Annotated in this window: 15 protein-coding genes and 1 pseudogene; 3 read left to right on the top strand and 13 right to left on the bottom strand. The window is 63.1% G+C overall.

The window, feature by feature from the left end:
* The 4 genes from QZ149_RS06630 to QZ149_RS06615 all read right to left on the bottom strand — a co-directional run bounded on the left by QZ149_RS06630 (nucleotide 1) and on the right by QZ149_RS06615 (nucleotide 9,575).
* Nucleotides 1-750: a WecB/TagA/CpsF family glycosyltransferase gene (locus tag QZ149_RS06630; protein ID WP_291450542.1), complete on the bottom strand. Its 750-nt coding sequence runs from the start codon at nucleotides 748-750 to the stop codon at nucleotides 1-3.
* 4 nt (nucleotides 751-754) lie between these two features.
* Complete coding sequence (locus QZ149_RS06625; RefSeq protein ID WP_291450541.1) at nucleotides 755-4,225, bottom strand: fibrinogen-like YCDxxxxGGGW domain-containing protein; 3,471 nt, start codon at nucleotides 4,223-4,225, stop codon at nucleotides 755-757.
* A 227-nt stretch (nucleotides 4,226-4,452) separates the two neighbouring features.
* Nucleotides 4,453-7,971: a fibrinogen-like YCDxxxxGGGW domain-containing protein gene (locus tag QZ149_RS06620; protein ID WP_291450540.1), complete on the bottom strand. Its 3,519-nt coding sequence runs from the start codon at nucleotides 7,969-7,971 to the stop codon at nucleotides 4,453-4,455.
* Between the two features lie 116 nt (nucleotides 7,972-8,087).
* A complete protein-coding gene (locus QZ149_RS06615) occupies nucleotides 8,088-9,575 on the bottom strand; it encodes an oligosaccharide flippase family protein (protein WP_291450539.1) in 1,488 nt (495 codons plus the stop codon).
* A 66-nt stretch (nucleotides 9,576-9,641) separates the two neighbouring features.
* On the opposite strand from QZ149_RS06615, the gene QZ149_RS06610 reads away from it, so the two are divergent.
* Nucleotides 9,642-10,286 carry a hypothetical protein gene (locus QZ149_RS06610; RefSeq protein WP_291450538.1) on the top strand — a complete coding sequence of 215 codons (645 nt, stop codon included), beginning with the start codon at nucleotides 9,642-9,644 and terminating at the stop codon, nucleotides 10,284-10,286.
* On the opposite strand, the gene QZ149_RS06605 is transcribed toward QZ149_RS06610, so the two are convergent.
* From QZ149_RS06605 to purU, 7 genes are all read right to left on the bottom strand, one after another.
* The gene (locus tag QZ149_RS06605; protein WP_291450537.1) at nucleotides 10,207-11,721 is read right to left on the bottom strand and encodes an O-antigen ligase family protein; all 1,515 of its coding nucleotides are present in this window, start codon (nucleotides 11,719-11,721) and stop codon (nucleotides 10,207-10,209) included. The genes QZ149_RS06610 and QZ149_RS06605 overlap by 80 nt on opposite strands.
* Nucleotides 11,718-13,055, bottom strand: coding sequence for a glycosyltransferase family 2 protein (locus QZ149_RS06600; protein ID WP_291450536.1), 1,338 nt, complete (start codon nucleotides 13,053-13,055; stop codon nucleotides 11,718-11,720). Before QZ149_RS06600 ends, QZ149_RS06605 begins: the two co-directional genes overlap by 4 nt.
* On the bottom strand, nucleotides 13,052-14,440 hold the full coding sequence (locus tag QZ149_RS06595; protein WP_291450534.1) for a hypothetical protein: 1,389 nt from the start codon (nucleotides 14,438-14,440) through the stop codon (nucleotides 13,052-13,054). Before QZ149_RS06595 ends, QZ149_RS06600 begins: the two co-directional genes overlap by 4 nt.
* Nucleotides 14,437-15,345, bottom strand: coding sequence for a glycosyltransferase (locus QZ149_RS06590; RefSeq protein WP_291450533.1), 909 nt, complete (start codon nucleotides 15,343-15,345; stop codon nucleotides 14,437-14,439). Before QZ149_RS06590 ends, QZ149_RS06595 begins: the two co-directional genes overlap by 4 nt.
* A complete protein-coding gene (locus tag QZ149_RS06585) occupies nucleotides 15,338-16,108 on the bottom strand; it encodes a CDP-alcohol phosphatidyltransferase family protein (protein WP_034505167.1) in 771 nt (256 codons plus the stop codon). Before QZ149_RS06585 ends, QZ149_RS06590 begins: the two co-directional genes overlap by 8 nt.
* Complete coding sequence (locus QZ149_RS06580) at nucleotides 16,105-16,602, bottom strand: adenylyltransferase/cytidyltransferase family protein (RefSeq protein ID WP_291450530.1); 498 nt, start codon at nucleotides 16,600-16,602, stop codon at nucleotides 16,105-16,107. The genes QZ149_RS06585 and QZ149_RS06580 overlap by 4 nt, the downstream gene beginning before the upstream one ends.
* Nucleotides 16,603-16,936: 334 nt before the next feature.
* Nucleotides 16,937-17,791, bottom strand: coding sequence for a formyltetrahydrofolate deformylase (gene purU / locus QZ149_RS06575; RefSeq protein WP_291450529.1), 855 nt, complete (start codon nucleotides 17,789-17,791; stop codon nucleotides 16,937-16,939).
* A gap of 486 nt (nucleotides 17,792-18,277) precedes the next feature.
* Between purU and QZ149_RS06570 the strand changes: the two genes are divergently transcribed.
* Together QZ149_RS06570 and QZ149_RS06565 are read left to right on the top strand one after the other, a co-directional pair.
* On the top strand, nucleotides 18,278-19,678 hold the full coding sequence (locus tag QZ149_RS06570) for a hypothetical protein (RefSeq protein ID WP_291450528.1): 1,401 nt from the start codon (nucleotides 18,278-18,280) through the stop codon (nucleotides 19,676-19,678).
* A 75-nt stretch (nucleotides 19,679-19,753) separates the two neighbouring features.
* A pseudogene (locus QZ149_RS06565) lies at nucleotides 19,754-20,325 on the top strand (GNAT family protein).
* Nucleotides 20,326-20,740: 415 nt separating this feature from the next.
* Here QZ149_RS06565 and QZ149_RS06560 read toward each other — a convergent pair.
* Both QZ149_RS06560 and QZ149_RS06555 read right to left on the bottom strand, forming a co-directional pair.
* On the bottom strand, nucleotides 20,741-21,730 hold the full coding sequence (locus QZ149_RS06560; RefSeq protein ID WP_009057671.1) for a malate dehydrogenase: 990 nt from the start codon (nucleotides 21,728-21,730) through the stop codon (nucleotides 20,741-20,743).
* Between the two features lie 189 nt (nucleotides 21,731-21,919).
* Entirely contained in the window at nucleotides 21,920-22,012 is a 93-nt protein-coding gene (locus QZ149_RS06555; RefSeq protein WP_291450547.1) for an IS3 family transposase, read from the bottom strand.
* Nucleotides 22,013-22,023 lie beyond the last annotated feature (11 nt).

Raw genomic sequence — 22,023 nt, 5'->3', positions numbered from 1 at the left:
TCACGCCTGCGACGCGTTCTTCTCCACGACGAGGCCCAGCTCGTCGAAGGTACCCATGGCCTCAAGGCGACGAATCAACTCAGGCCAGTGAGCAATGAAGTCCAGAGCCTCCACCGTGTAGCGCTTCGTCAGGCGCTTGGGTTCGTGCGCGATGCGCCACGCCCAGCCCAGGCGAGCGTTGTGGACCCAGTCGGGAAAGTAATCCTCCGCAGCCTTCGCGTACTGGTCGATCCAGCCACCGGCCACACAGACGGACACGTCAGGGACCTGCTCGAGGACCCAGGATGCGACGACGTCCTGAAGCCCCGCACCGAGTCCAACGATCGCTAGGCGCGGATGAAAGTCCGTCAGGATGGACGGGTTGGCCTTGAGACGGCGCAGGCCGTCGTAGCCGTCAATGTGCTGGACGTTGAAACGGCTCAAACGCTGTGCGACGGCCTGCCCGGCCTCCGTGGTCGTGCCGATCACCGTGATACGCGTGCCGTCTTCGAGACGGTCGAACACGTAGGGAAGCACGAGATCCGTGGATGTACGACTGACGTTGTACCCTGCGGCCCGCAGGCGCATCTGAAGGAATGTTCCGTCGAACCCGATGGTGCTCATGCGCGACAGGGCTGGGAAGTCCGCGTGCAGGAGGGACCAGTGGTTCAGCCATGAGGTCGCGTGCCCGGGAGTGAGCAGGCGCGTCGCCATCGCTTCGAAGACGGGATCGGCATCAGATGCGCCGACGGAAGGGGACTTGTCAGTCATGGGTTCACCTCAGCAGGCTTCCTTTAAGATCGAAGGAAACGGACACAGCTCCAGCGTAGTTGGCGTGCTCTTCGACCGCGATGCGGTTGACACCGTCCTTGAGCACATCACGCGGAACAGACACAGTGGCAAGATTCTTCTTGGCTGCGCCGAGGGACACGTTGGACTTGGCGTTGGTGTTGTTCGTGACGGCACCTTCCGGCATGTTCACGCGCTTTACTTCGGTTCCGTTGACGTAGATGACGGCGCCGTCGTCGACGCGAACGTCGAGGGTAAGCTCGAAGTCAGCGCTGATGGTGCCCAGGTTCACGTCACGGGCGAAGTAGGTCGTGATGGGTCGCTCGGAGGCGGCGAGCACGAAGGGGGTAGCGGCGTCGCGGTCGCCCCAGCCCAGCGGGCTGGCTCCGTGCTTCCACTGTGACAGGTCTGCGGTGGAGTTCCACGCGTCGTCAGGAGCATCCTTGGAGTTCCAGTAGTTCCAGTACTGTCCGGTGGGCAGGAACTCACCGAAGTTCACGCCGGACACGTCGAGTACCTCGAGGGGCTGATCGGGATCCGGGGTGATCGGTTTGTCCGGGTCGGGCTGCGGCGCGGGTTCCGGCTCGGGTTCGGGTTGCGGCTCGGGTTCGGGTACATCAGCCTTTGCGACGACCTGGACGGTGCCGTCGATGGTCATCGAGGAGCTGGACCGGTAGTTGAGGTGTGTCTCGACGGCCAGGGTGTTGGTTCCAGCGACGAGCTGGGACGCGGGGACGAAGACCAGCTGACGGTCGGCGCGCGCGGAGGCGGTCGTCACGGAGGCAGACGCGTAGGTTCCTGCGGTGACGGCACCATCGTTCATGCGCTGGCGTACAACCTCAGTGCCGTTGACGTAGACCACGGCGCCGTCGTCAGCCGTCACGGAGACGTTCACGCCGCCGATGGCGGTGGGGTCAGCGACCGTGAAGGTGGTGCGCGCGTAGGTGGTCAGCGGGCGGGTCTTGGGCGTGCCGGGCTTGAGCGTGGTACCCAGGTCGGCTGCGCCATATCCGATGGGGGCGGTGCCGCGGCTCCACGAGGAGTCGTCGTACGAGGTCTGGGTCCAGTCTGCGGACACAGCATCGGTCGACCAGTGGTACGCCCAGGTGGCGTCGTCATCAACGAGGATAGTCGAGTCATCGGGCTGGGTCGGCTGGCCGTTGGCGTCGACCGTGTACGCGTGAGTCGAGGCACCTCGCAGGCCGTCAGACGCGACGGCGCGCACGAAGAAGCGGTTGTTGCCTCCCAGGGGCACGGTGATGGAGGTCGAGGTCGTGGTGGCGATTGTGCGATCATCGCGCAGAATGTCGTAGGATTCGGCACCGGGCACGGACGACCACTTGAGGGTCACCTCCTTCGCGTTGCCGTCGGAGGCGCGCAGGTTGGCGGGCACGGCGGGGGCGGTGGCGCTGCGTGCGGGCATGCGCACCCAGCCACCGGACCACTGGCCGTCCGTCTTGGAAGTGTAGGAGAAGTTGAAGTCACCGCCGGCCCACAGGGCACCGTCATCACCCATTTCGAGGGCCCAGGCACCGGTGGAACGCAGGGAGGACAGACGGTACGGGGTCCAGCCGATCTGACGGCCGGTGGCCTGGTCCCATCCGCCTACCCACTGGATCTCGTCGGCGCGCGTCCAGGTGTCGCCGAGGGCGAGGTACTGGTAGGCGTCCTGGAAAGCGTAGTCGGAGCAGTGGCAGGAGCCGTAGACAACGCCGGTCGCAGAGGCAGTGGTCGCCTGCAGGTCGCCGCCGTTTTGCATGGTGATGGACCCGGAGGTGCGGCTCATGTCGGAGGTGTTGTAGCCGAACAGCGAGTGCTGCGAGCCGCCGAAGTAGGCGCGCCCGTTACCAACGGTGACGGCCTGCTGGTACTTGCCGATGAAGTAGGAGTGGCGGAAGGACCAGGACTGGTCGAGCTCAGCTCCCGCACCGGTGCCCAGGCGGGCGGCATTTTCGGCAACGAGGTCGTGTGCGCGAGTGAAGTGGCCTGCAGCGTAGAGGTAGGAGTCGTTCTCGTCCACGTCGATGTCGATGACGGCACCGTTGAACTCGGGGTTCCACGAGCGATCGGGCTTGCCGGACAGGTCCAGGCGGGCACCGTTACGGGCGTACACGGAGGAGGAGCCGTTACCCGTCAGGTGGGTGAAGGCACCGGCCAGGTAGATGTGTTCGCCGACGACCTTCGCGGCTTTAACGGTCACAACGGATGCGTTGCCGTTGCGGATCTGCAGGTCCCACGAGGGATCAATCTGGCCGGTGGCAGCGTCGATCAGGACGGTTCCGACGTGGGTTTCACCGTTGACCTTGGTGAAGTCACCGACTGCCAGCAGCTTACCTCCGGGCAGCTCGACGAGGTCCTTCACCTGGTTGTTAAAATCGAAGGTCTGGCCGGTCCAGTCACCGGTGGTGGCATCGAAGGCTGCCAGGCCACGGCTGGTGGTCTCCGAGCCGTTCTTGCCCTTCTGCACGCCGGTGAAGTTACCGCCGACGTACATGGTGGAGCCAACCTGTTCGAAGGCCTGGACCTGGATACTTCCCTCTTGGATCGAGCCGTTGAGGTTACCGGTCACGCCCCACGTCGTGGGGGTCGCAAATTCGGAGACCGATGCCTTCTGGGTCTCAGCGGCAGTGCCGCCGTCACCGATGGCACGGAAAGAGGAGTCCGTGGAACTCAGCTCGGGACGGATGTAGACCTCCGCGTAGGGATTGATGATGGAGCCGTTGCGGCGGAAGAACGACGTCGAGGAGGAGGTGTCGTACCAGGAGGACGCGAGGGGACCGTAGCCGAAGCCCATCGTGTACTGGTTCTGAGGAGACGCATTCAGGTTGACGTAGCCCCAGCTGGTGTTCGTACCAAAGCCGGCCCACACGATGCCGCCGTTGACCCACCACTCGCGGTTGAACTTAACGTTGACGGGATGGGCGCTCTTGAAGGGCCAGATGAAGTCGCGCATCTTGGGGAACTGCATGCGCACGGTCTGGTAGGCGCTGCCCCGGTGGTTCCAGGCACGCTGGACCATGACTCCGTCCGGGAGGTCAGAAACTTTGGTGCCCCCGAGCAGTCCGTTCACAGTCTCGTGGGACGCCTGGACGACCTCGAAGTCGCCGGGAGTGCGCGGGCGGGTCTGGAGGCGAGTCTGGTCTCCCTTGCCCTGGCTCCAGGTTTCCCAGCCTTCACGGCCGCGACCGATCATGACCCAGCCGCCACCGTCCGTCGTCTGGTCGCAGAAGAACTGGCCGGGGGCATCCATTGTGGCCGTCTGGAGCCAGTAGGTGCCGTCCGACGAGCGCGGGTTGTTCTGTTTAATCTCCCAGCATGAGGCCGCAGCAGTCGCTTCGGAGAGGCCATCGTGGAGGGGGTCAACCGCCGCCTGAGCTGCGACGGGGCTGAGTGCAAGCACTCCGAAACCGGTTATTGATGCCAGGCCGAGGGCCAAGCAGCGGCGGATAGTCTTCATCGGATCCTCACTGGTATCGCATTAATGGTTACCCCTATAGTGTCACGAAAACCCATCACGCTCAACCATGTGGTTAGCCAAAAACGAGAGTGTTCTACCACATACGAAGGAGCCCTCGCCAGAACGGCGAGGGCTCCCCCTGTCAACAGGAATATATGAGGTCGGTCAAACTGTCCAAACTAGTCATGACATCACCTCAACCTGCATGAAGCGACACGATGTTCGCTCTATTTGGCCATTGTTGCGGACAAATCAAAGGACATGGACGGCGTGCCCTTGTAGTTGATATGTTCCTCAACGCCGATGCGATTCACTCCAGATGTCAAGTAGCTGGCGGGAATCTTCACCTCGAGCAGATCGGAGGCCGCCTTGGGGGCAGTTACCGCCGCATTCGCGTACGTGTCATGGCTAATGTTGCCATGCGACATACGCTTCGTGTCCACGACCTGTCCGTTGATGCGCAGGACGACGCCGTCGTCCGCACGCACCTTGACGGTGAGGGTCGTATTGGGGGTGACGGTGCCCAGGTCGATGTCACGCGCGAAGTAGTACGTGACGGGGCGATCCTTCTTGGCGATGTCCAGGCGAGTGGCCGCGTCCGAGTCTCCCCATCCGATGGGGCCTGCACCGCGCGACCAGTCCGCCAGGGATGCGGTCGTTGCCCAGTCAGAGACAGGAGCTGCCATGGCGGTCCAGTAGTTCCACTGGGTGGAAGCCGAGGGGATGACCTCGCCGTTCGTCATAGCGCTAACGTCGATGGGCTTGGTGGCATCCTCGAGGTTTGTGGGCGCCGAGGGTTCAGTGTAGGGAACCGGGACCGGGTTCGGATCGGGCTGGGGTTCCAGCTCCGGCTTCACGTCGTCATCCCCGGAGGTCGATTCGGGCGTTCCGTCGACGCGGATCACGGAGGCCCACATGCCCACGGTTGCACTGCGCGTGTAGTTCACGTGCGTTTCGACTGCGATGACGTTGTCGCCGGTGGTGAGCAGGGAGGCCGGCACGAAGACCTCGGACGGGGAGCTCGTGGCCGCACTGTAGCTCGGCGCGGCGTTGGCTCGCGTCGTGTAGCTCACGGCACCTGCGTCAATGCGCGTACGGTCGACCTCGGTGCCATTGACATAGACCACTGCACCATCATCGGCCAGGTACTTCACGGTGACACCCTTGAGCGCCTTGGCGTCGACCACCGGGAAGTGCGTGCGGAAGTAGGAGGTCACGGGGCGCGCGACGTTCGACTGCAGGACGGTCGCGATGCGAGAGTCGCCGTAGCCGAGCGGAGCGGCACCGGTGGACCACTGGGAGTCGTCGAACGAGGCCTGGTTCCAGTTCTCGGGGGCGGCACTATTGAGCGCACGGTAGTTCCAGGTGGCACCAGCGTCCAGGAGGACGGGGTTGGTGGGGTCAACCTCGCCGTCGGCCGGGGGCACGTAGACGGCGGTGGTGGCGGAGCGGTTGCCCGCAGCGTCGACTGCGCGCACGAAGAAGCGGTTGTCGCCGCCGCGCGGGACCTCAACGCTGGCCGAGGTCGTGGAGGCGATGGGGCGATCATCGCGCAGAATCTCGTAAGAGACGGCGTCGGAGACGCCTTCCCAGGCCAGGGTCACAGACGAGGCCGTGGAAGCGGTCGTGTGCACGAGCGTCGGGGTCTCGGGCGCAACGTTGTCGCGGTTGTCGTAGCGAGCGAAGCCACCGTTCCACTGAGTGCGCGAAGCGTCGATGTGCGACAAATCGAAGTCGCCGCCGACCCACAGGTTGCCGTTGGTATCGGTCGTGAGCGCCCACGCACCGGTCTTGCGCCTAGAGGAGAGCTCGAAGGGGGTCCAATGCAGGTTCTCGCCGGTGGTTGCGTCCCATGCGCCCACCCACTTGATCTCGTCGATACGAGACCAGCGGTCAGACACGGCCCAGTCGTACTTGTCCTGGTAGGCACCGTCAGAGCAGTGGCAGGAGCCGTAAATGACGTTCTTGGAGGAGATGGTGCTGGCCTGCATGTCGCCGCCCATGCTCATGGTGAGGGTGCCGGAGGTGCGCGAGTTCGTGCCAGTGTCGTAGCCGAACAGGGAGTGCTCGGAGCCGCCGATGAAGACGCGGTTGCCCCCGGTGGCGATGGTCTGCTGGTACTTGCCGGCGCTCACGGTGGAAGGTTCGAAATTGAATTCGAAGTCCTGGGCGGCACCGGGCTGGGTCGAGAACTTCGCCGCGTACCATGCACGCTCGGAGCCGTGTGCACGGGTGAAGTGTCCGCCGGCGTAGAAGGCACCGTTAGCCTCGCTGACGCCCACGGCCTGAACGGAACCGCTAAGTTCCGGGTTCCAGCTGCGGTCGGGGCGCCCGTCGAGAGACACGCGGGCAGCGTTGCGCCCGTAGACCTTTGAGGAGCCGCCGCCGCTCAGGTGTGTGAAAACACCACCCAGGTAGACGTTGCCGTCGTAGTAGTCGAGCGCGCGCACGCTCACCTGGCCGCCGTTCAGCGCGTTACTGATCGACAGGTCCCACGAGGGGTCGACCTGGCCGGTGGAGGGGTTAATGACGACGGTGCCGACATGAGTCTCGCCGTTGACGCGCGTGAAGTCGCCGGCCACGAGGAGGCGACCGTCGGGCAGGGGCAGGAGGGCCTTGACCTGATTGTTGAAGTCGAAAGCCTGGCCGGTCCAATCGCCCGTATTGACGTCGAAGGCCGCCAGGCCGCGCGACGGGTTCTCGGAACCGTTCTCGCCCTGCTTGACGCCGGTGAAGTTACCGCCGACGTACATGGTGGAGCCGACCTGCTTGAGGGCCTGGACCTGGATGGATCCTTCCGCGTAGGAGCCGTTGATGTTCCCGGTTACGCCCCACGAGGTTGTGGCCGCGTAGTTCGAGACGGCGCGGGTCACGGTGAAGCCAGCCTCGCCCTCGTCCGGGATGCGGGTGAAGGCCGAGGAGTCGGAGGCGATGCGCGGACGCACGTAGGCCTCAGAGTAGGGGAAGACCGTCTGGCCGTTCTTGTGGAAGAAGGAAGAGGCAGAACTCAGGTCGCCACCCCAGTTTCCGGCACCGATGCCGTAGCCCCAACCGACAGTCCAGCCGGTGCGTGCCGACGGGTAGAGCTGGAGGGCGTTCCAGCCCTGGTCGTAGCCGAGGGTATTCCACAGGAGGCCGGAGACGGGACTGGCACCGTCCATCGAGACGCTCACCGGGTGAGCCATCTTGAAGGGCCACACGAAGTCCGTCATCTTGGAGAACTTCAGGTCCAGCTTCTGGTAGGAGCGGCCCGAGGCGCTCCACGAGCGCAGGACGCGCACGCCGTCCGGCTGGTCCTTGATGTCTTCATTGTTGAGCAGGCCGTTGACAGCGTCGTTGGAGAGCTGAACGACGTCGAAGGCCGACTGGTTACGCTCGCGCGTTGTGAGCTTCGCCGGATCGCCCTTGCCGCCGCTCCACGGCTCCCAGCCTTCGCGGCCACGGCCGATCATGACCCAGCCGCCGCCATCTGTGGTCTGATCACAGAAGAACTGGGCGGGGGCGTCCATCGCGGGGGTCTGGAGCCAGTAGGTGCCGTCCTGAGAGTTGGGATCGCGCTGCTTGATGTCCCAGCACGAGGCCGCTGCGGTGGCGGCGCTCAAACCGTCGTGAAGGACGGTTTGACCGGGGGAAACGGGAGGTGGATTGCCATCATCTGCGTGCGCCATCGGGGCGAACGCAAGCGATGCACACGCGATAATCGGCGCAGATGCAAGGGTTACAAGGCGCGAAAGTGCGGAAGCCATGACACGGCCTTTCAGCGGGACAATAATCTTGTTGCACTAAGGATTACACAACAAGGGAAAGTCCATCAACCGGCCGGTCAAGTCAAACCTTCACAGGTACCTCATACACCCCTCCCTTACCCCCGCTTTTTCTTCGCTAAGGACCCAAGTCCCGAGAGATGGAGCCGATCCCGAAAAGCCCAACAAACACAAGCGAAAACGAGGACCGAGAGGGCCGACCCAGCGACCATCCCGACGAAAGAATCGCATCCGCACAACCATGCTATACAACCACCAGGAATTGCGGCAGATGCGCCCACAACAAGGATTGGCTTGACCACTTCAGAGATTTTCGGTGTCACACCGATGAAGCGCGACACCTGAACGGTCGCCATCGCAGCGTCAAGTACCATACATACCGCCCAAACCGTCGCAGCTGCGACCATACCTCCACGAGGAATGAAAATGACGTTGCCCACAACGTTCAGCGTCAGCACCACAACCTTGTTCACGGCCGCCCACCCCGAGCGCCCACTCATGATGAGCAGCGAGTGAATGTTGCCCGCCATGAAGGTCACGATAGAGCCGATGCACAGGACAACGAGCACGTTCGCGCCCGGCGCGAAACCATCACCGAGGATCCTCATGAGAGCCGGAGCGTAGATCGCCATGAGCGCGTAGATCGGCGCGGCGAAAAGCACCAGCCAGATGGAGGCCGTGCCGTAGAGGTCGCGCAGCTCCTTGATGCGCTCCTGGTGCAGGAGCTTGGAGAACTGCGGAGAGACGACGACGCGCAGGGCCGTATCGACGACCATGCCCGCCTGAATGAAACGGATCGCACCGCCGTAGATACCCGAGGCAGCATCGCCCGCGAGCAGGCCGACCAGCAGGACGTCCAGCCACTGCAGGGCCTGCTCGAGACCGGCAGTCAGGGTGCGAGGCAGGGCGAAGGAGACGACCTGGCGACGACGCTGCGCACTCGGCCAGCGCCCCTCAGAGTCCGCCACCGACGGCATGTGCCGCAGCAGCAGCCACCAAGACGCCACCAGCACCACGACGAAGGGCAGTGCCCACGCGACTGAGACGAGCGCCAGAGAACCCGTCAGCGCGGCCGCCAGGGCCACCAGAAGGGGACGCAGGCCCGGCAGCAGCAGGTTCTGGACGAGCACGTACTCACGCATGTTACCCAGCGCCCGCAGCGCGGCGGACGCCACGAGCGTGAGTGCACCGATCGGGACGAACCAGAGAACAGCACGGGTCGCACCCGACACCTCGGCATTCCAGATCAACGGGGCCACGGCCTCGAGAATGAGGACGCACACGGTGGACACACCCACCGTCATCGTCGCCATAAACGACAGGGTTGCGCGGATCTCCTGGGGCGCATCCAGGGAGAGGCGAGGCATCAGGTAGATGGCCGTGGAGTCCAGGCCAACCTTCGCCAAAGCCATGACGATGGCGAACACGCCTGTCGCCTGTGTGACGACGCCCGCGCCGGTCGCGCCCAACATGCGCGAGAGAATGATCGTGAAAGCGAAACCCAGGATGGCCGAGGCCATGGCTCCGACGAACCCGACGATGCCCCCGCGAGCGAGGGACCGCCTGGCTTGATTTGTCTCACTCATGAGTAACCTTCCCGCTACCACGTACCACGCGGTAGCCTTTCCCTATAATCGATCGATGGGAAACACATGAACTTCATCAACTCTCTCTCCCCCACCCGCAAGAAGGGCCTCGTCGCAGCAGCGATCCTCCTGGTCATCGCGCTCGTCATCGTCGTGGTACTGCGCCTGACGGGCTCTTCCGACACTGAGACCACTGCAGCCTCCGGCGTGCAGAGCGTGGGTCCCGGCCAATCCGACGCCCCGCAATCCATCGCCAAGACCATCACGCCGCAGTCGGCGGGTCCCGCCAACGCAACCGGCGCGATGGACACGGCCACCGAAGCTGGCGGCCAGGCCTCGTACATCCTGACAACCCTGTACGACGCGTACACCGATCCCGAGCAGGCCCAGGCAACCGACCTGTCTTCCGTGCTCACCGAGTCCGCGCTCGAAGAATTCGATGCGCAGGCTGTCGAATGGGCGAAGGAAGGCCTGCACTCCGAGGGCACGCCAACTGTCGAAAACCCGCAGGTCATCGCCGATGACGGTGCCGGAAACCTCACCGTGTCGGCCTGTGTGGACTCTTCCTCCGTGCGCGTCCTCAACGACGCGGGGACGTCTTTCACGGACGACACGACCATGACCCGCGCCCTCACATACTTTCAGTTTGTGAAGGATGGTCAGAACTGGAAGCTCTCCGGTGTCTCCTTCCCCGACGACCCGACCTGTTGAGTCGCTCGAGCATCCGAGTGGAGAAAGCCCCGTCGTTCGCGGCGGGGCTTCCCCATTCGCCCAGACGCACGGGGGCCGCGACGCGGACCGTACCGGCGACGGAACCGGGCGTAGGTGTACCGGCTTGGGCGGCGGCCAGGCGCAGCGGGTGGTTCTCTTCTTCCAGGTGACGCGACAGCAGAGCGGCGGCGACGACCGAGAGCATCAGGCCCGTGTTCATGCCGTAGTAGAACTGCTCGACCAGGGTGGCCAGCATGATGCCGCCCAGGATCGAACCGTAGACGTCCTTGGCCCGCCAGATGCGCGGGAACATGCGCAGGAAGAACAGGATGAACAGGAAAATGCCGACGAGGCCGTAGGAGAAGAGGACGGTCCAGAACTGGCCCTGGGTACCCAAAGCCGGCAGCCAGGACGACGCCGAGGGGCGAGGAGCACCAAATCCCAGGAACGGCGATTCGGCAAGCTCGTTGAGAGTTTCCAGGTAGTTCGACGCACGGTCTGCGGTTGAGGAGGATTCCTGGAGACGGTCGAACAGGGACTTCGAGGCGGGTGTGGACAGCCAGGCCACCACACTGACGATGAGGGCAGCGATGATGCCCAGAACGGTGCGCCACGCCCCGGCGCGCAGGCGCTGGAAACCGACCCACGTCACGATGACGATGAGGCCGATATACATGCCACGGTTGAGCGTTGCCGCCGCCGGAATGATCGACAGCGCGCACACGCCGACAACGATGAAACGATATGTCGAGCGCTCACGCCACAGCACGTACGCAAAAATCAGCGCGAGCGGGAAGATCATCGAGTACACGTTGCCATACGTGTTCGAGTAGATGAACGGCGCGGAGGGACGCGGGTCGGACAAAATCCACGACGACGGGTTCCACTGGGTGGTGGCGCGCTTCGTGAAGTCCTTGACGAAGTCGTTGGCGTGCAGCGGCTTCGGCACCAGGTAGTACATGAGCGTCTTGAAGCGCAGCTCGGGCCACGCCATGGCGATGAAGCCACCAATCGTGGTCGACAGGAGAAAACCCCACATCGTGCCCACGATGACGCGCACGCTCAGCGTTTTACGCGCGTTGTACGCGTAGACCGCGAAGATACCGGGAGCGAGCTGGAGCAGGAAGCGGTAGAACGCGCCAATGACGCGCCCGCCCGAGTCGAGCATCGACATAGACGCCAACACCCACGCCAGGAAAAACATCCAGATGATCGTTCCGGGCGGGAAACGCAGACCGCTTCGGCCAAGCATCAGCACGAGCATGATGATTCCGAAGAACGGCCACATCAGGTCGCCGGAGCCCATGACCCACCAGAGCAGGTACATCGAGTAGGCCGCGACGAAGGGCCACGCCGGCAGGTCCTGCGCGTCCTCCCGCAGCGGCCCGATGCGCGCCGGTGGCGGCTTCCTCCAGATTCCGCGGCCCCAGCTCACGCGCTCGTGTTCCCTTCAGGAGTGCCACGTTCCTCGGACGAGGCCGGGGCTGCGTCAGCGCTGTTCTGCGCGGTCGCGTCGGCCTCTGGTTCGTCAGCCGGGTGGAGCGGGGCGAGCCTGTTGCTCCTGCGCGAAGACAGGTAGAGGAAGGGCCCCTCCAGGAAGCCCTTGATTTCGGACCTGGTGAGCGAGCCGGGCGTATCGTCATCACGGCCGGCCACGCGGGCACCGCCGGGCTTGATGCGCTTGAGGATTCCGGGGATGCGTCCCACGAGGGTGCACAGGACCGAGGGCTTCTCGATGATGGCCTTCGTCAGCAGAGCGGCCATGCCGGAGCCGTTGCCGCGGATCTGCTTATCCAGGCCGGCCTCGTCGACGCGGTGACGATGGTGCACGAGGGCGTCAGGCGTGTGGATGATGACGTCTCGTGTGGCCAGGATGCGCGCGAACATGTCGAGGTCCTCGCCGCCTCGCGTCGAGGTGCCAGCGCCGAGCGCGGGGTCGAAGGGGCCGACCTCCATGAGGACGTCGCGACGCATGGCCATGCAGACGCCGGCCCCCACGCGAGCCGTCGTGATCGGGAAGAGCGGGCCGCCTTCGCCTTTCTCGCCCAGGGCCTCCAGGCCCTCGGGCATGTCGCCCGCGCACCACACGCGGGGCTTCATGTCCTTGGGGAAGCCACCGCGTGATTCGAACCAACGCTGAGGCTTGTAGCGTTCCTCCAGCGGCAAGGCGATGCCGGTGGTGGCAGCTACGTACGGCGAAGCCGTGAAGGGGTCGATCATCGCGGTCAGCCAGTTCGGGTCGACGATCGCGTCGTCGTCGGTGAAGACGATAACCTCGCCACGGGCGGCCAGCACGCCGCGGTTGCGGGCGCGCGACAGGCCGGGACGCGAGGCAGACACGATGGTCATGCGCGTGTCGTCGATACTCGCGAGCTTCTCGCGTGTCTGGCCGGTCTCGGGGGCGTTATCCACGACGACCAGCGTGAAGCGATGATGCTTTTGGGCCAGAATCGCGCGCACCGCAGCCTCGAGCATGTCGCAGGAGCCGACCGTGCACATGATGACCGTGGCGTCGACCTTCGCGCCGGCCCCTTCTTCCCATCCGCGCGGGGACGCAGCTTCGACTGCGGCGACGCGCGCCGAGTACTCGGGGTGAGTCGTCCCCTCGATCTCGACGAAATCCGAATTGCGCCCATTGTCGCGCACGAGAACGAGCGCGCGGGGGTCCTTCGGGTCACCCGAAATCAGCTGGGTGACGCGGGCGGTGCGGTCAACGTGCCAGATGGACGCTGCCTGATCGTCGACCACCAGGGTCTCCTCGGCACTCATTTCTTATCCTTCGAATCGGTGGAGTCGTTCTTCTGGGACGCCTTGTTGTCCGACGTCTTCTTGGGGGTCGGCTCGGAGCTGACTTCTACCTTGGGCAGGATAGTCGTCTCGTCCGGGGACGGGCCCGCCACGACCTCGTCCCCGGGTTCGATCACCTGAGCGACGGGCGCAGGCTCAGCCAGGTCCTCGGCCCCGGCCGTCACCGTGCCATCCAGGTAGAGCATGCCGTTCACCTCGCGGTTGATGATGGCCAGCTCGTTGAGGAGAGCGTGCAGCTCCTTGAGGTCGTGGCCCTTACGCACGGCGATGAGCACATGGCGGGAAGGACGAACCTCGTCAAGCAAGGAGGCCAGGGGCTGATAGATATCGATCAGGCGAGGCGTCGGCACACGAGTCTCGGCGAGCGACCGTGACAGAACGCGGTGCAGCTGACGGGACTCCGCGTCGGAGGCGTCAGTAATAAGGTCAACCCAGTGGTCGCGATCAATTGCCATCGCGAGCATACGGGTGGGAGCGAGCCACGGTTCGGGCGCGCCTTCCTCGGCGCTCCACACGGGCAGAGCCGTCAAGTCAGCCAGCTGCGTGGGCGAATCGAGGGTACGAGCGCGCGTCTCGCGCAGAAGCATCAACACCAGGCCAGCGAACAGACCGACGACCGTGAAAATGAGGATCAGGCGGGACTTCGCGGGCTCAACCGTGTCAATCGAAGCATCGCCACTCGTGATGACGAGGCCGGCGGTGGCGTGGTAGGGCTCCAGCGTCGCGGCCTGCTCCTTCAGCTTGTTGATGTCTTCGGTCAGCTCCTTGGCGCGCGGGTTAGTGCTCACGACGTCGCCGTCCTCATCCACGACGGGGTTCAGGCTTTTGAGTTCGGCCTCCAGGGTGGCAATCTGCTCGTTCACGGCGGAGGCCATCTCGTTCGCGCGCTGCTCGACGAGGGCAGTACGTTCCTTGAGGTAGGCGTCCGAGATCGCGTCAGCGGCCTTGACGGCATCGGCGCGGGTAGGCGCGGAGTACTCGATCTTGACGATCGTGCCATTCGTGTCGCCCGACACCTCCATGTTCTCGCGCAGCTCGGCAGCGGTCGCCCCGCCGCCGATGGTCGCGGCCGCAGCGTCCAGGACGGCGGCGGACTTCGCGATTCCCTGCTCAGTCACCATGTCCGTCGTGTTCGACAGCGACGCACGAATCGCGGGCGCAGGCGTGAGCGTCGGCGACGTCACAGTCATCGATACCGTCGCGGAATGTGTGACGGGTATCACGAAGGCAGTGCCAACACCAAGAAGCATGCCAACCACAGTCCCCGCAGCGATCGTCCTCCAGCGACGCCCCAGGGCGTGACGCAGGATCTGCTGGCCGCCAGTCGGCGGAGGGGTGAGGATCATGAGTGTTCTCCTTGAAGGTTCGAGCGCACCCACGCGGCGCGCGCATTCAGCCGACGTTCGAGGACGCGGCGGGACGTTGCGGGTCGAGATGCAACCCCCTGAGTGTAGACCTGCACGAAGCGCTCAAGCTCACGCTCGGCCTTGTCACGAGGAAGAGAAACGAGGGAGACGAGGCGTGGCAGCTCCTGGCCCGTCAGATGCGCCGACAGCTCGGCGAAAGCCTGGGCCTGATCCGGATTCTTCCACGAGTCCGAGCGCCACGCCTTATTTCCCGTCACCTGCCCCGGATGGATCCGGTACAGCAAGCCCCAGGCGGCCAGGCGACGAATACGACCACCCGCGGACGCAACGCGCATCCACAGGTCATAGTCTTCAGCGGGAACAGCGCGGTAACCACCGACACGATCAATGATCTCGCGCGTCGCCAGCATCGTCGGGTGGCACACAGGGTTCGTGAGCAGCAGATGCCAGCCCATGTCCTCGGGCGTGATCTCGTAGGGCATGCGCGGCACCGGACGAGAACCACGCAATTCGATCATCTGCGTGAAGACCATGTCGTCGCCACGTTCAATGGCGCGCATCGTGCGCTTGAAGCGCCCCTTCAGGGAGACATCATCGGCGTCCATGCGGCCAACCAGGCGCGAATCGGTGCGATCCATCAGCTGAGTGAGGACGCGCGAGACGCCGCCCTCACCCGGGGTAATGTCTTCGACACGCAGGCGAGTATCGACCACTCCCCCGCGCGACGCGCCGCGGATGGCCTCGCCGACCGTCGAATCCGATGACGAATCATTGCCGACGACCAACTCCGAGTCCGCCGGCATGGCCGCCAGGGTCGAAGCCACGGCACGCGCAATCGTGCCCGCAGCGTTACGCGCGGGCAGGATGACGGAGAGCTCAGGCACGACCGTCCCCCTGCTTCGCCGCGGCATCCAGGGCGCGCAGGTCGCGGTAACGGCGACGCAGCGACATTGACGAGTGCGCGACGGCGACCACAGCCAGGAAGGTGTAGAGCACCATGAAAGGCGCGCCGAGGCCCCACAGCGCGAACGTCCAGCACACGACGCCCGGGTCGGTGGGCAGCAGGATGAACGAACGCAGGTTGCCACCACGGGTCTGCTTGCGCCCGGCGGCGCGCACGAACTGCTCGGCGAGGATCTGGCTCATGAACTGCCCCGACGTCACCCACCCGTAAACGAGGGCGACAATAGCGAGCCACCAGGACTCGGGGCGGTACACCATAACGGCAGCCGCCGTGCAAAAGTGAATCGCCGGGGAACGGAACGCATCCGCCACGTGGTCCACCCACTCCCCCGTCTTCGACGACGCACCGGTCACGCGCGACACCTGGCCGTCCGCCGAGTCAAACATGAAACCGACCGCCAGGGACGTGCCCACGATCAGACCCGTCCACCACGCAGGTTCGAGCGCGACAAGGACGATGAGACCGAGCGTCGAGAAGCACACGGAGATGAAACTGACGAAATTCGGAGTCCAGCCGAAAGCCGCGCACGCTGCAGCGGCCACGCGCGCAGCCCCACGGTTCACCCAACGCATGTACGCGGGAACACCCGCGCCTGGCTTCTGCGCAGCGGCCAAGGCCGCACGATACGTCGTGAAGCGAGTACCCCACGAAGCACCCGGTTCAAGCACCACGGGGAGGCTCACTGCTGCTCCCCTTTCGTCGCCTTGTCGGACTTGTCAGCCGAGGCCTCGTCACTAAAGTCCTCAGGCGCGATAAAGCGGCGCAGCTTCGTCGACGACGTCGACGGCGTGTACGGCAGATAAACGACGCGCGCGCCGACCTCCGCCATCTCCGCCTCAAGCTGAGCACCCTTGGGAGTGTCCTTCCAATCATCGCCCTTGAAGAGCACATCGAAAGGCTGGAGTCGCCACGCCAGGCGCTTATCCTGATCCAGGTCCACGACCACCGCGTCCACGAAACGCAGCGACGACACGAGGTCACAGCGCTCCTTCAGCGGGATAACGGGTGCACGGCCCTTCATGCGGATCAGCGCCTCGTCAGAGGTCACGCCGACGACCAGACGATCGCAGCGCTCGCGGGCGGCGCGCAGGATGTTGAGGTGTCCCTGATGGAACATGTCAAAACCACCGGGAACGTAGCCGGTGACAGGAGCGTGTTGCTGAGTCGTTTCGTCCACGTAACAAGTGTGCCATTTATCAGACGGTCAACGCGACGCTTACCCGCTAAATGACCGAAAGATCACGTCTCAGCGTTGCAGGCAAAGTGACAAACACATTCGCGGAAGCGCATGATCATGGGCAAATATGACCGCCTGGCCGCAGATTTTCTTGTTACAGGACGCGACACGCCGGGAGGCCCTCACACGACACTTTCACGGCGCTGCGACTGACATTCGCGCAGATAGAGCAGATAGAGGGGCGCCCACCGCGAGAGCCAGCCACGGCCTCGTCGGTGGACACAGCACCTCAGCAGAGCGCCGGGCCAGTGTTTGACACCCCGCGCACCCGACGTCAGCGAGAGAAGACGACCGTGCGGTTGCCGTTCATGAGGACGCGCCGCTCCGCGTGGAAGCGGACGGCCTGGGCAAGGACGCGGCGCTCCACGTCCTGGCCGAGCGCCACCATGTCGGGCGTGGAGTCGGCGTGAGAGACGCGAGTGACGTCCTGCTCGATGATCGGCCCCTCGTCCAGGTCAGCGGTCACGTAGTGGGCGGTTGCGCCGATCAGCTTGACGCCGCGATCGTGGGCCTGCGCGTAGGGGCGCGCCCCCTTGAAGGACGGCAGGAAGGAGTGGTGGATGTTGATGACGCGGCCCTGCATGGCGCGGCAGACCTGGTCGGAGAGGATCTGCATGTAGCGGGCCAGGACGACGAGTTCCACCTTTTCGGAGGCGATCAGGTCGAGGAGCTGGCGCTCCGCCTGGGCCTTCGTGTCCTTCGTGACGGGGATGTTCAGGAAGGGGACGCCGTAGAACTGGGCGACGGGCGCCAGGTCCGGATGATTGCCGACGACCGCGATCACGTCGATGGGCAGGCCCTGCGTCTGCTGGCGGTACAGGAGGTCAGTCAAGCAGTGGCCTTCGCGCGCCACCATGATGATGGTGCGCAGCTTGCGGCCCAGGTCGTCGACGCGGTAGGTGGCATTGAATTCTTTGGCGACGTGGGCCAGGCCCTCGTCGATGGGCGCGCGGCCCTTCGGAGAGTCCACCTCGACGCGCATAAAGAACGTGCCCGTGTCGGGGTCACCGAACTGCTGGGACTGGATGACGTTGCCGCCGGACTCGCCGATCACGCCGGTCACGGCGTGCACGATGCCGGGGCGGTCCGGGCAGGACAGGGTCACAACAAGCTGCGCGTTTTCAGTCATGGGAGCCAGTCTAGTCAGGTTCATACCCTGCAACGAGGCCGGGGCGCGCTTTGCGGGAGATGCCACGGGGTTGCGGGGTGGGGTTATTGCTGGGCAGGGTTGCGTTTTTGCGTTGTTGCTGCTTGGACGGTCGCCGCCACGGTTTCACGAGCGTTTCACGCTCGCAATCCGCGCACATCGACCCGGTCAGAACGCCTCGGCCCGGTGGGTGGCGGCGTTAACCCCATAATGCGCACGTTAACCCCATAGGTGGCAGCTTGGGCGCGCCGCCAGCACTGCCACCAAGCGGGTTGACACTCCAGTTAACGGGCCCACAGTACCACTTATCGGGCCCAGCTGTCACACTCCACGCCATTGAATTGCGACGCCGGGAACCCGCCTGAACATTCGCTTGACACACAAGTTGCCTAAGCGCTCATTACAGGATCGATTCCCTGGACAGGCTGCTACGATGCGAAGCAGTGAACCCAGAGCAAAGGAGCCAGCATGGTCCCCGCCGACGATGAGCACACGGATGCGAACAAGGCCAACGAGAGCACCTCGGGGCAAAAGACATTGCTAGATAGATTGAAGTTCTGGAAGCGCGACAAACAGGAAGCCAAAGAACCTGCACGTCTAACCCACATGCCAGCCTGCCTGATGCACTGGTGGACTCCACTGCTCGTAGCAGCCATCTTTTTTGGCCCGAGTCTCATCTTCGCGATCATCTGGGGAGGCCAACCTCATTGGCCATCATCCAAAGCGATGCAACTCTGCATGACGATCACCGGCGCAGGCCTCGCATTCTCCGCCTGGCAACAGAGGAGCAGCGACAATGCGACTCGCGAACTAGAAAGAGCTACTGAGACTCTCTGGCACATGCGCAATACCGCGCACAAACTCCTCTCCGCAAATTCATATTATGATCAATACGAAGGAATCTGCAGATACTTCGAACTCGCAGACCAGCTTAATAGAAGTAAGCAAAAAGAATCGAACACGACACGAATCTTAAACAGCGCCATCCTCAGGGCACTTTGCGCACACATAAGATACTTAGGAGACCCCCTTCCCAACAATTTTGAAAATGAAAACGAGAGGGGAGAATTGCAGAACCTAATACTGAACAACATCCTTGAACGAATCAACACCAACCTCGAAGGCTACTGGGACGGAACGTCAATCAACTTAACAGACATCACATTCCTCACCTCCATTTCAATCACCAACTTTACAAGTAGTTCAGTGATTCACTTCAATCATTCAACTTTCAATCATAAGGTGAATTTGGAGATTTTTCAAAAGGCGACATTGCTATGGAAATATGCCACCTTCCATTCCCAGCTCGCAATAACAGGGCAACCGAAGGGCACTAATAACGAGAAACCAGTACTACACCAAGACAACTTCCCCACAAAACTTGCTTCTTCACAATTTGAAAATATTTCAATCTGCATTTTCGGGGACGTGACACATCAGATCACTCCAAAAGGAACTTCCACAAACGCCTCCAACCTTTACTTCAAAGCCTGCAACTTCCTAAGAGGAAAAAGTACACAGCATCAATCAGAGGAGGCTACCAAGGACGCCGACACTACTTTTTTTGACGAAGGAAAAATATCCGAGCCCCCAGCCAACTACACCTGGGCAACAATTTCATTCAACTTCAATTCATTCCACCAGGAACACACAACCAAGCTTTACTTCACAAACTGCATTTTTGGAAGAATCGGCCGCATCACGGGGCAGACAATTCCGAGCATGAATTTTACCAGATGTGAAATTACCCAAGCCGATGAGACGGAGTGCACCAAAGACGCTCCATGGAACTTTGAATTCTTCGATTGCGCATACGCCCCCTCGCCCGAAGCTCAAACACTACACGACAGGCAGGAAGAGAACTGGTAATTCACCATTATATACAACATCAGGTCCACTCATGAATTAAGGCAACTTATCATATGTCCGCATGCAACCAACACTATGTTGCATATTCAGAACCAGTTAATCATCATCCCGCAGATTAGGCGAGCTTCGGATAATAAGCTCTACTTAATCACGGGCGCGTATGACCGTGCCCGGGCGTTCATGCAGGCGCATGGGAATGCGACGCAGTGGCCCGACGGGTACCCGGGCCGGATTGATGCTGAGGAAGACATCGCGCACGGGCACTGTTTCCTCGTGGCGGATGAGGCTGGTCCGCTCGCCGTTTTTTCTTTCGTTCCCGGACCAGACGAGACGTATGCCAAGATTGACGGCGCGTGGCATTCCGATGCCGATTACCACGTGATTCACCGCGTGGCAGCAGTGCGCGGGCATGGGGTCGCGCGGGCGATTTTCAGGTTCGCGACTGAGCACGCGGACTACCTGCGCTGCGACACCCACGAGGACAACGCTCCGATGCGGCGCGCGCGCTTGAGTCTTTCGGGTTCCGCGAATGTGGAACGATCACGGTAGCCAACGGCACGCAGCGCATCGCTTACGACTGGACCAAAGAGACACTCCACGGCGGCACCACGGCTAGCCCCCACAACACGCTAGGCTCTCACCCTTAAACACTTACCCAACACTCTTGCATGCAATTCCCCGCCGACACAGATTGACGACACCTCAGAAACCGCATGATTCCAACGGTTCAGTTTCAAATTCTGAAATGCTGTCGTGGGAACTGCATGCGACTTTGTCGGGGCTGCACCCAATCGGGAGCATTGCACCCGTTAAGGAACATTGCATCCGATCAGAGCGGGTGCACGCCCTCATCGGCAACAAGCTCTTTCGAGGACGCGTACCTCTTGCAGTTCGAATACCTTGACTAGGCCCTGGGCCGCTCACCAAAGCGCGGTGGGCATCAGACCACAATCGCTCATACAACCCCGCCATCACAACGCACCCCGCACACATGCGGGCGCGCGCCCGGCCAATCAGCCGGGCGCGCGCCCTTTCCCACCAACCGCCACGAGGGCGGTAGCCTCACTTGATGAAGCCGAGCGCCTTGACGGCGTCGTACTCTTCCTGGAGGGCCTTGATGTTGTGGTCGATTCCGGCGCGGGTCGCGTCGGAGATCTCGAGGCCGTCGACGACCTGCCACTCGCCACCATCGGAGGTGACGGGGAAACCGAAGTTCAGGCCGGCGGGGACGCCGTAGTGCGTGCCGTCGGACATGACACCGGCGGTGACCCACTCGCCCTCGGGGGTGCCGTGGATCCAGGAGTACATGTGGTCGATCGCAGCGTTCGCAGCGGAGGCGGCCGAAGAGGCACCACGCGCCTCGATGATGGCGGCGCCACGCTTGGCGACGGTGGGACGGTAGTAGCTGGACAGCCACTCTTCGTCCACCAGCTCGGTCGCGGGCTTGCCGGCAACCTTCGCGAAGGAGACGTCCGGGTACTGGTCGGCCGAGTGGTTACCCCACACGACGACGTCCTTGATGTCGGCGTTCGCGGCACCGGTCTTGTGGGCGAGCTGCGCGATCGCACGGTTGTGGTCGAGGCGCATCATCGCGGTGAAGCGCGAGGCCGGGACGTCCGGCGCAGCGTTCTGGGCGATGGTGGCGTTGGTGTTCGCGGGGTTACCCACGACGAGGACACGCACGTCATCGGCAGCGCCATCGTTGATGGCCTTGCCCTGGGGGCCGAAGATGCCCGCGTTAGCCTCGAGCAGGTCGGCGCGCTCCATGCCCTTGCGGCGCGGCATGGCACCCACCAGGTACGCGACGTTGGTGCCCTGGAATGCACGGTTGACGTCGTCGAAGATCTCAACGCCGGCCAGGGTCGGGAACGCGCAGTCGTCGAGCTCCATCGCGGTGCCCTCGGCGGCCTTGACAGCCTGGGGGATCTCGAGCAGGTTCAGCTTGACGGGCACGTCCGGGCCGAACAGCTGGCCGGAAGCAATGCGGAACAGGAGGGCGTAGCCGATGTTGCCGGCTGCGCCAGTGACGGTGACGATACGAGGTTCTGCCATGAGTGGCGCTCCTTTACAGTCCTGTGGGCTTGTGCCCTTGCAGTCGCGGGGTTCCCCGCGCTCTGCCTTCTAGGATACGTTGTCCGTCACAGTGTGACCCGGGCACCCAGTCCCAACAGAGCACCCCACCCGCGTGATCTACAGCATATGAACTGCGTCCCGAAACTTGGACGCGTTTAATGGTAGTCGTTATGCGGCTTGCTGTAGGGCCTGATCCCGGTATTCTGCTGGGGTCAGGCCCTTGAGCTTTACTTGGCGTCTTGTTGTGTTCCAGTAGGTGATGTAGGCGTTGA

This window comes from Actinomyces sp. ICM47, from assembly GCF_905369875.1.
In the GTDB taxonomy this organism is placed as follows: Bacteria; Actinomycetota; Actinomycetes; order Actinomycetales; family Actinomycetaceae; genus Pauljensenia.
Note: the sequence above shows the minus strand (reverse complement) of the source record. Positions and strands in the feature narration are given on the sequence as shown.

Bases quoted from the DNA above. Each gene is read 5' to 3' on its own strand.
- QZ149_RS06630 (WP_291450542.1), bottom strand. From the start codon at position 750: ATGACTGACAAGTCCCCTTCCGTCGGCGCATCTGATGCCGATCCCGTC.
- QZ149_RS06625 (WP_291450541.1), bottom strand. From the start codon at position 4,225: ATGAAGACTATCCGCCGCTGCTTGGCCCTCGGCCTGGCATCAATAACC.
- QZ149_RS06620 (WP_291450540.1), bottom strand. From the start codon at position 7,971: ATGGCTTCCGCACTTTCGCGCCTTGTAACCCTTGCATCTGCGCCGATT.
- QZ149_RS06615 (WP_291450539.1), bottom strand. From the start codon at position 9,575: ATGAGTGAGACAAATCAAGCCAGGCGGTCCCTCGCTCGCGGGGGCATC.
- QZ149_RS06610 (WP_291450538.1), top strand. From the start codon at position 9,642: ATGAACTTCATCAACTCTCTCTCCCCCACCCGCAAGAAGGGCCTCGTC.
- QZ149_RS06600 (WP_291450536.1), bottom strand. From the start codon at position 13,055: ATGAGTGCCGAGGAGACCCTGGTGGTCGACGATCAGGCAGCGTCCATC.
- QZ149_RS06595 (WP_291450534.1), bottom strand. From the start codon at position 14,440: ATGATCCTCACCCCTCCGCCGACTGGCGGCCAGCAGATCCTGCGTCAC.
- purU (WP_291450529.1), bottom strand. From the start codon at position 17,791: ATGACTGAAAACGCGCAGCTTGTTGTGACCCTGTCCTGCCCGGACCGC.
- QZ149_RS06570 (WP_291450528.1), top strand. From the start codon at position 18,278: ATGGTCCCCGCCGACGATGAGCACACGGATGCGAACAAGGCCAACGAG.
- QZ149_RS06560 (WP_009057671.1), bottom strand. From the start codon at position 21,730: ATGGCAGAACCTCGTATCGTCACCGTCACTGGCGCAGCCGGCAACATC.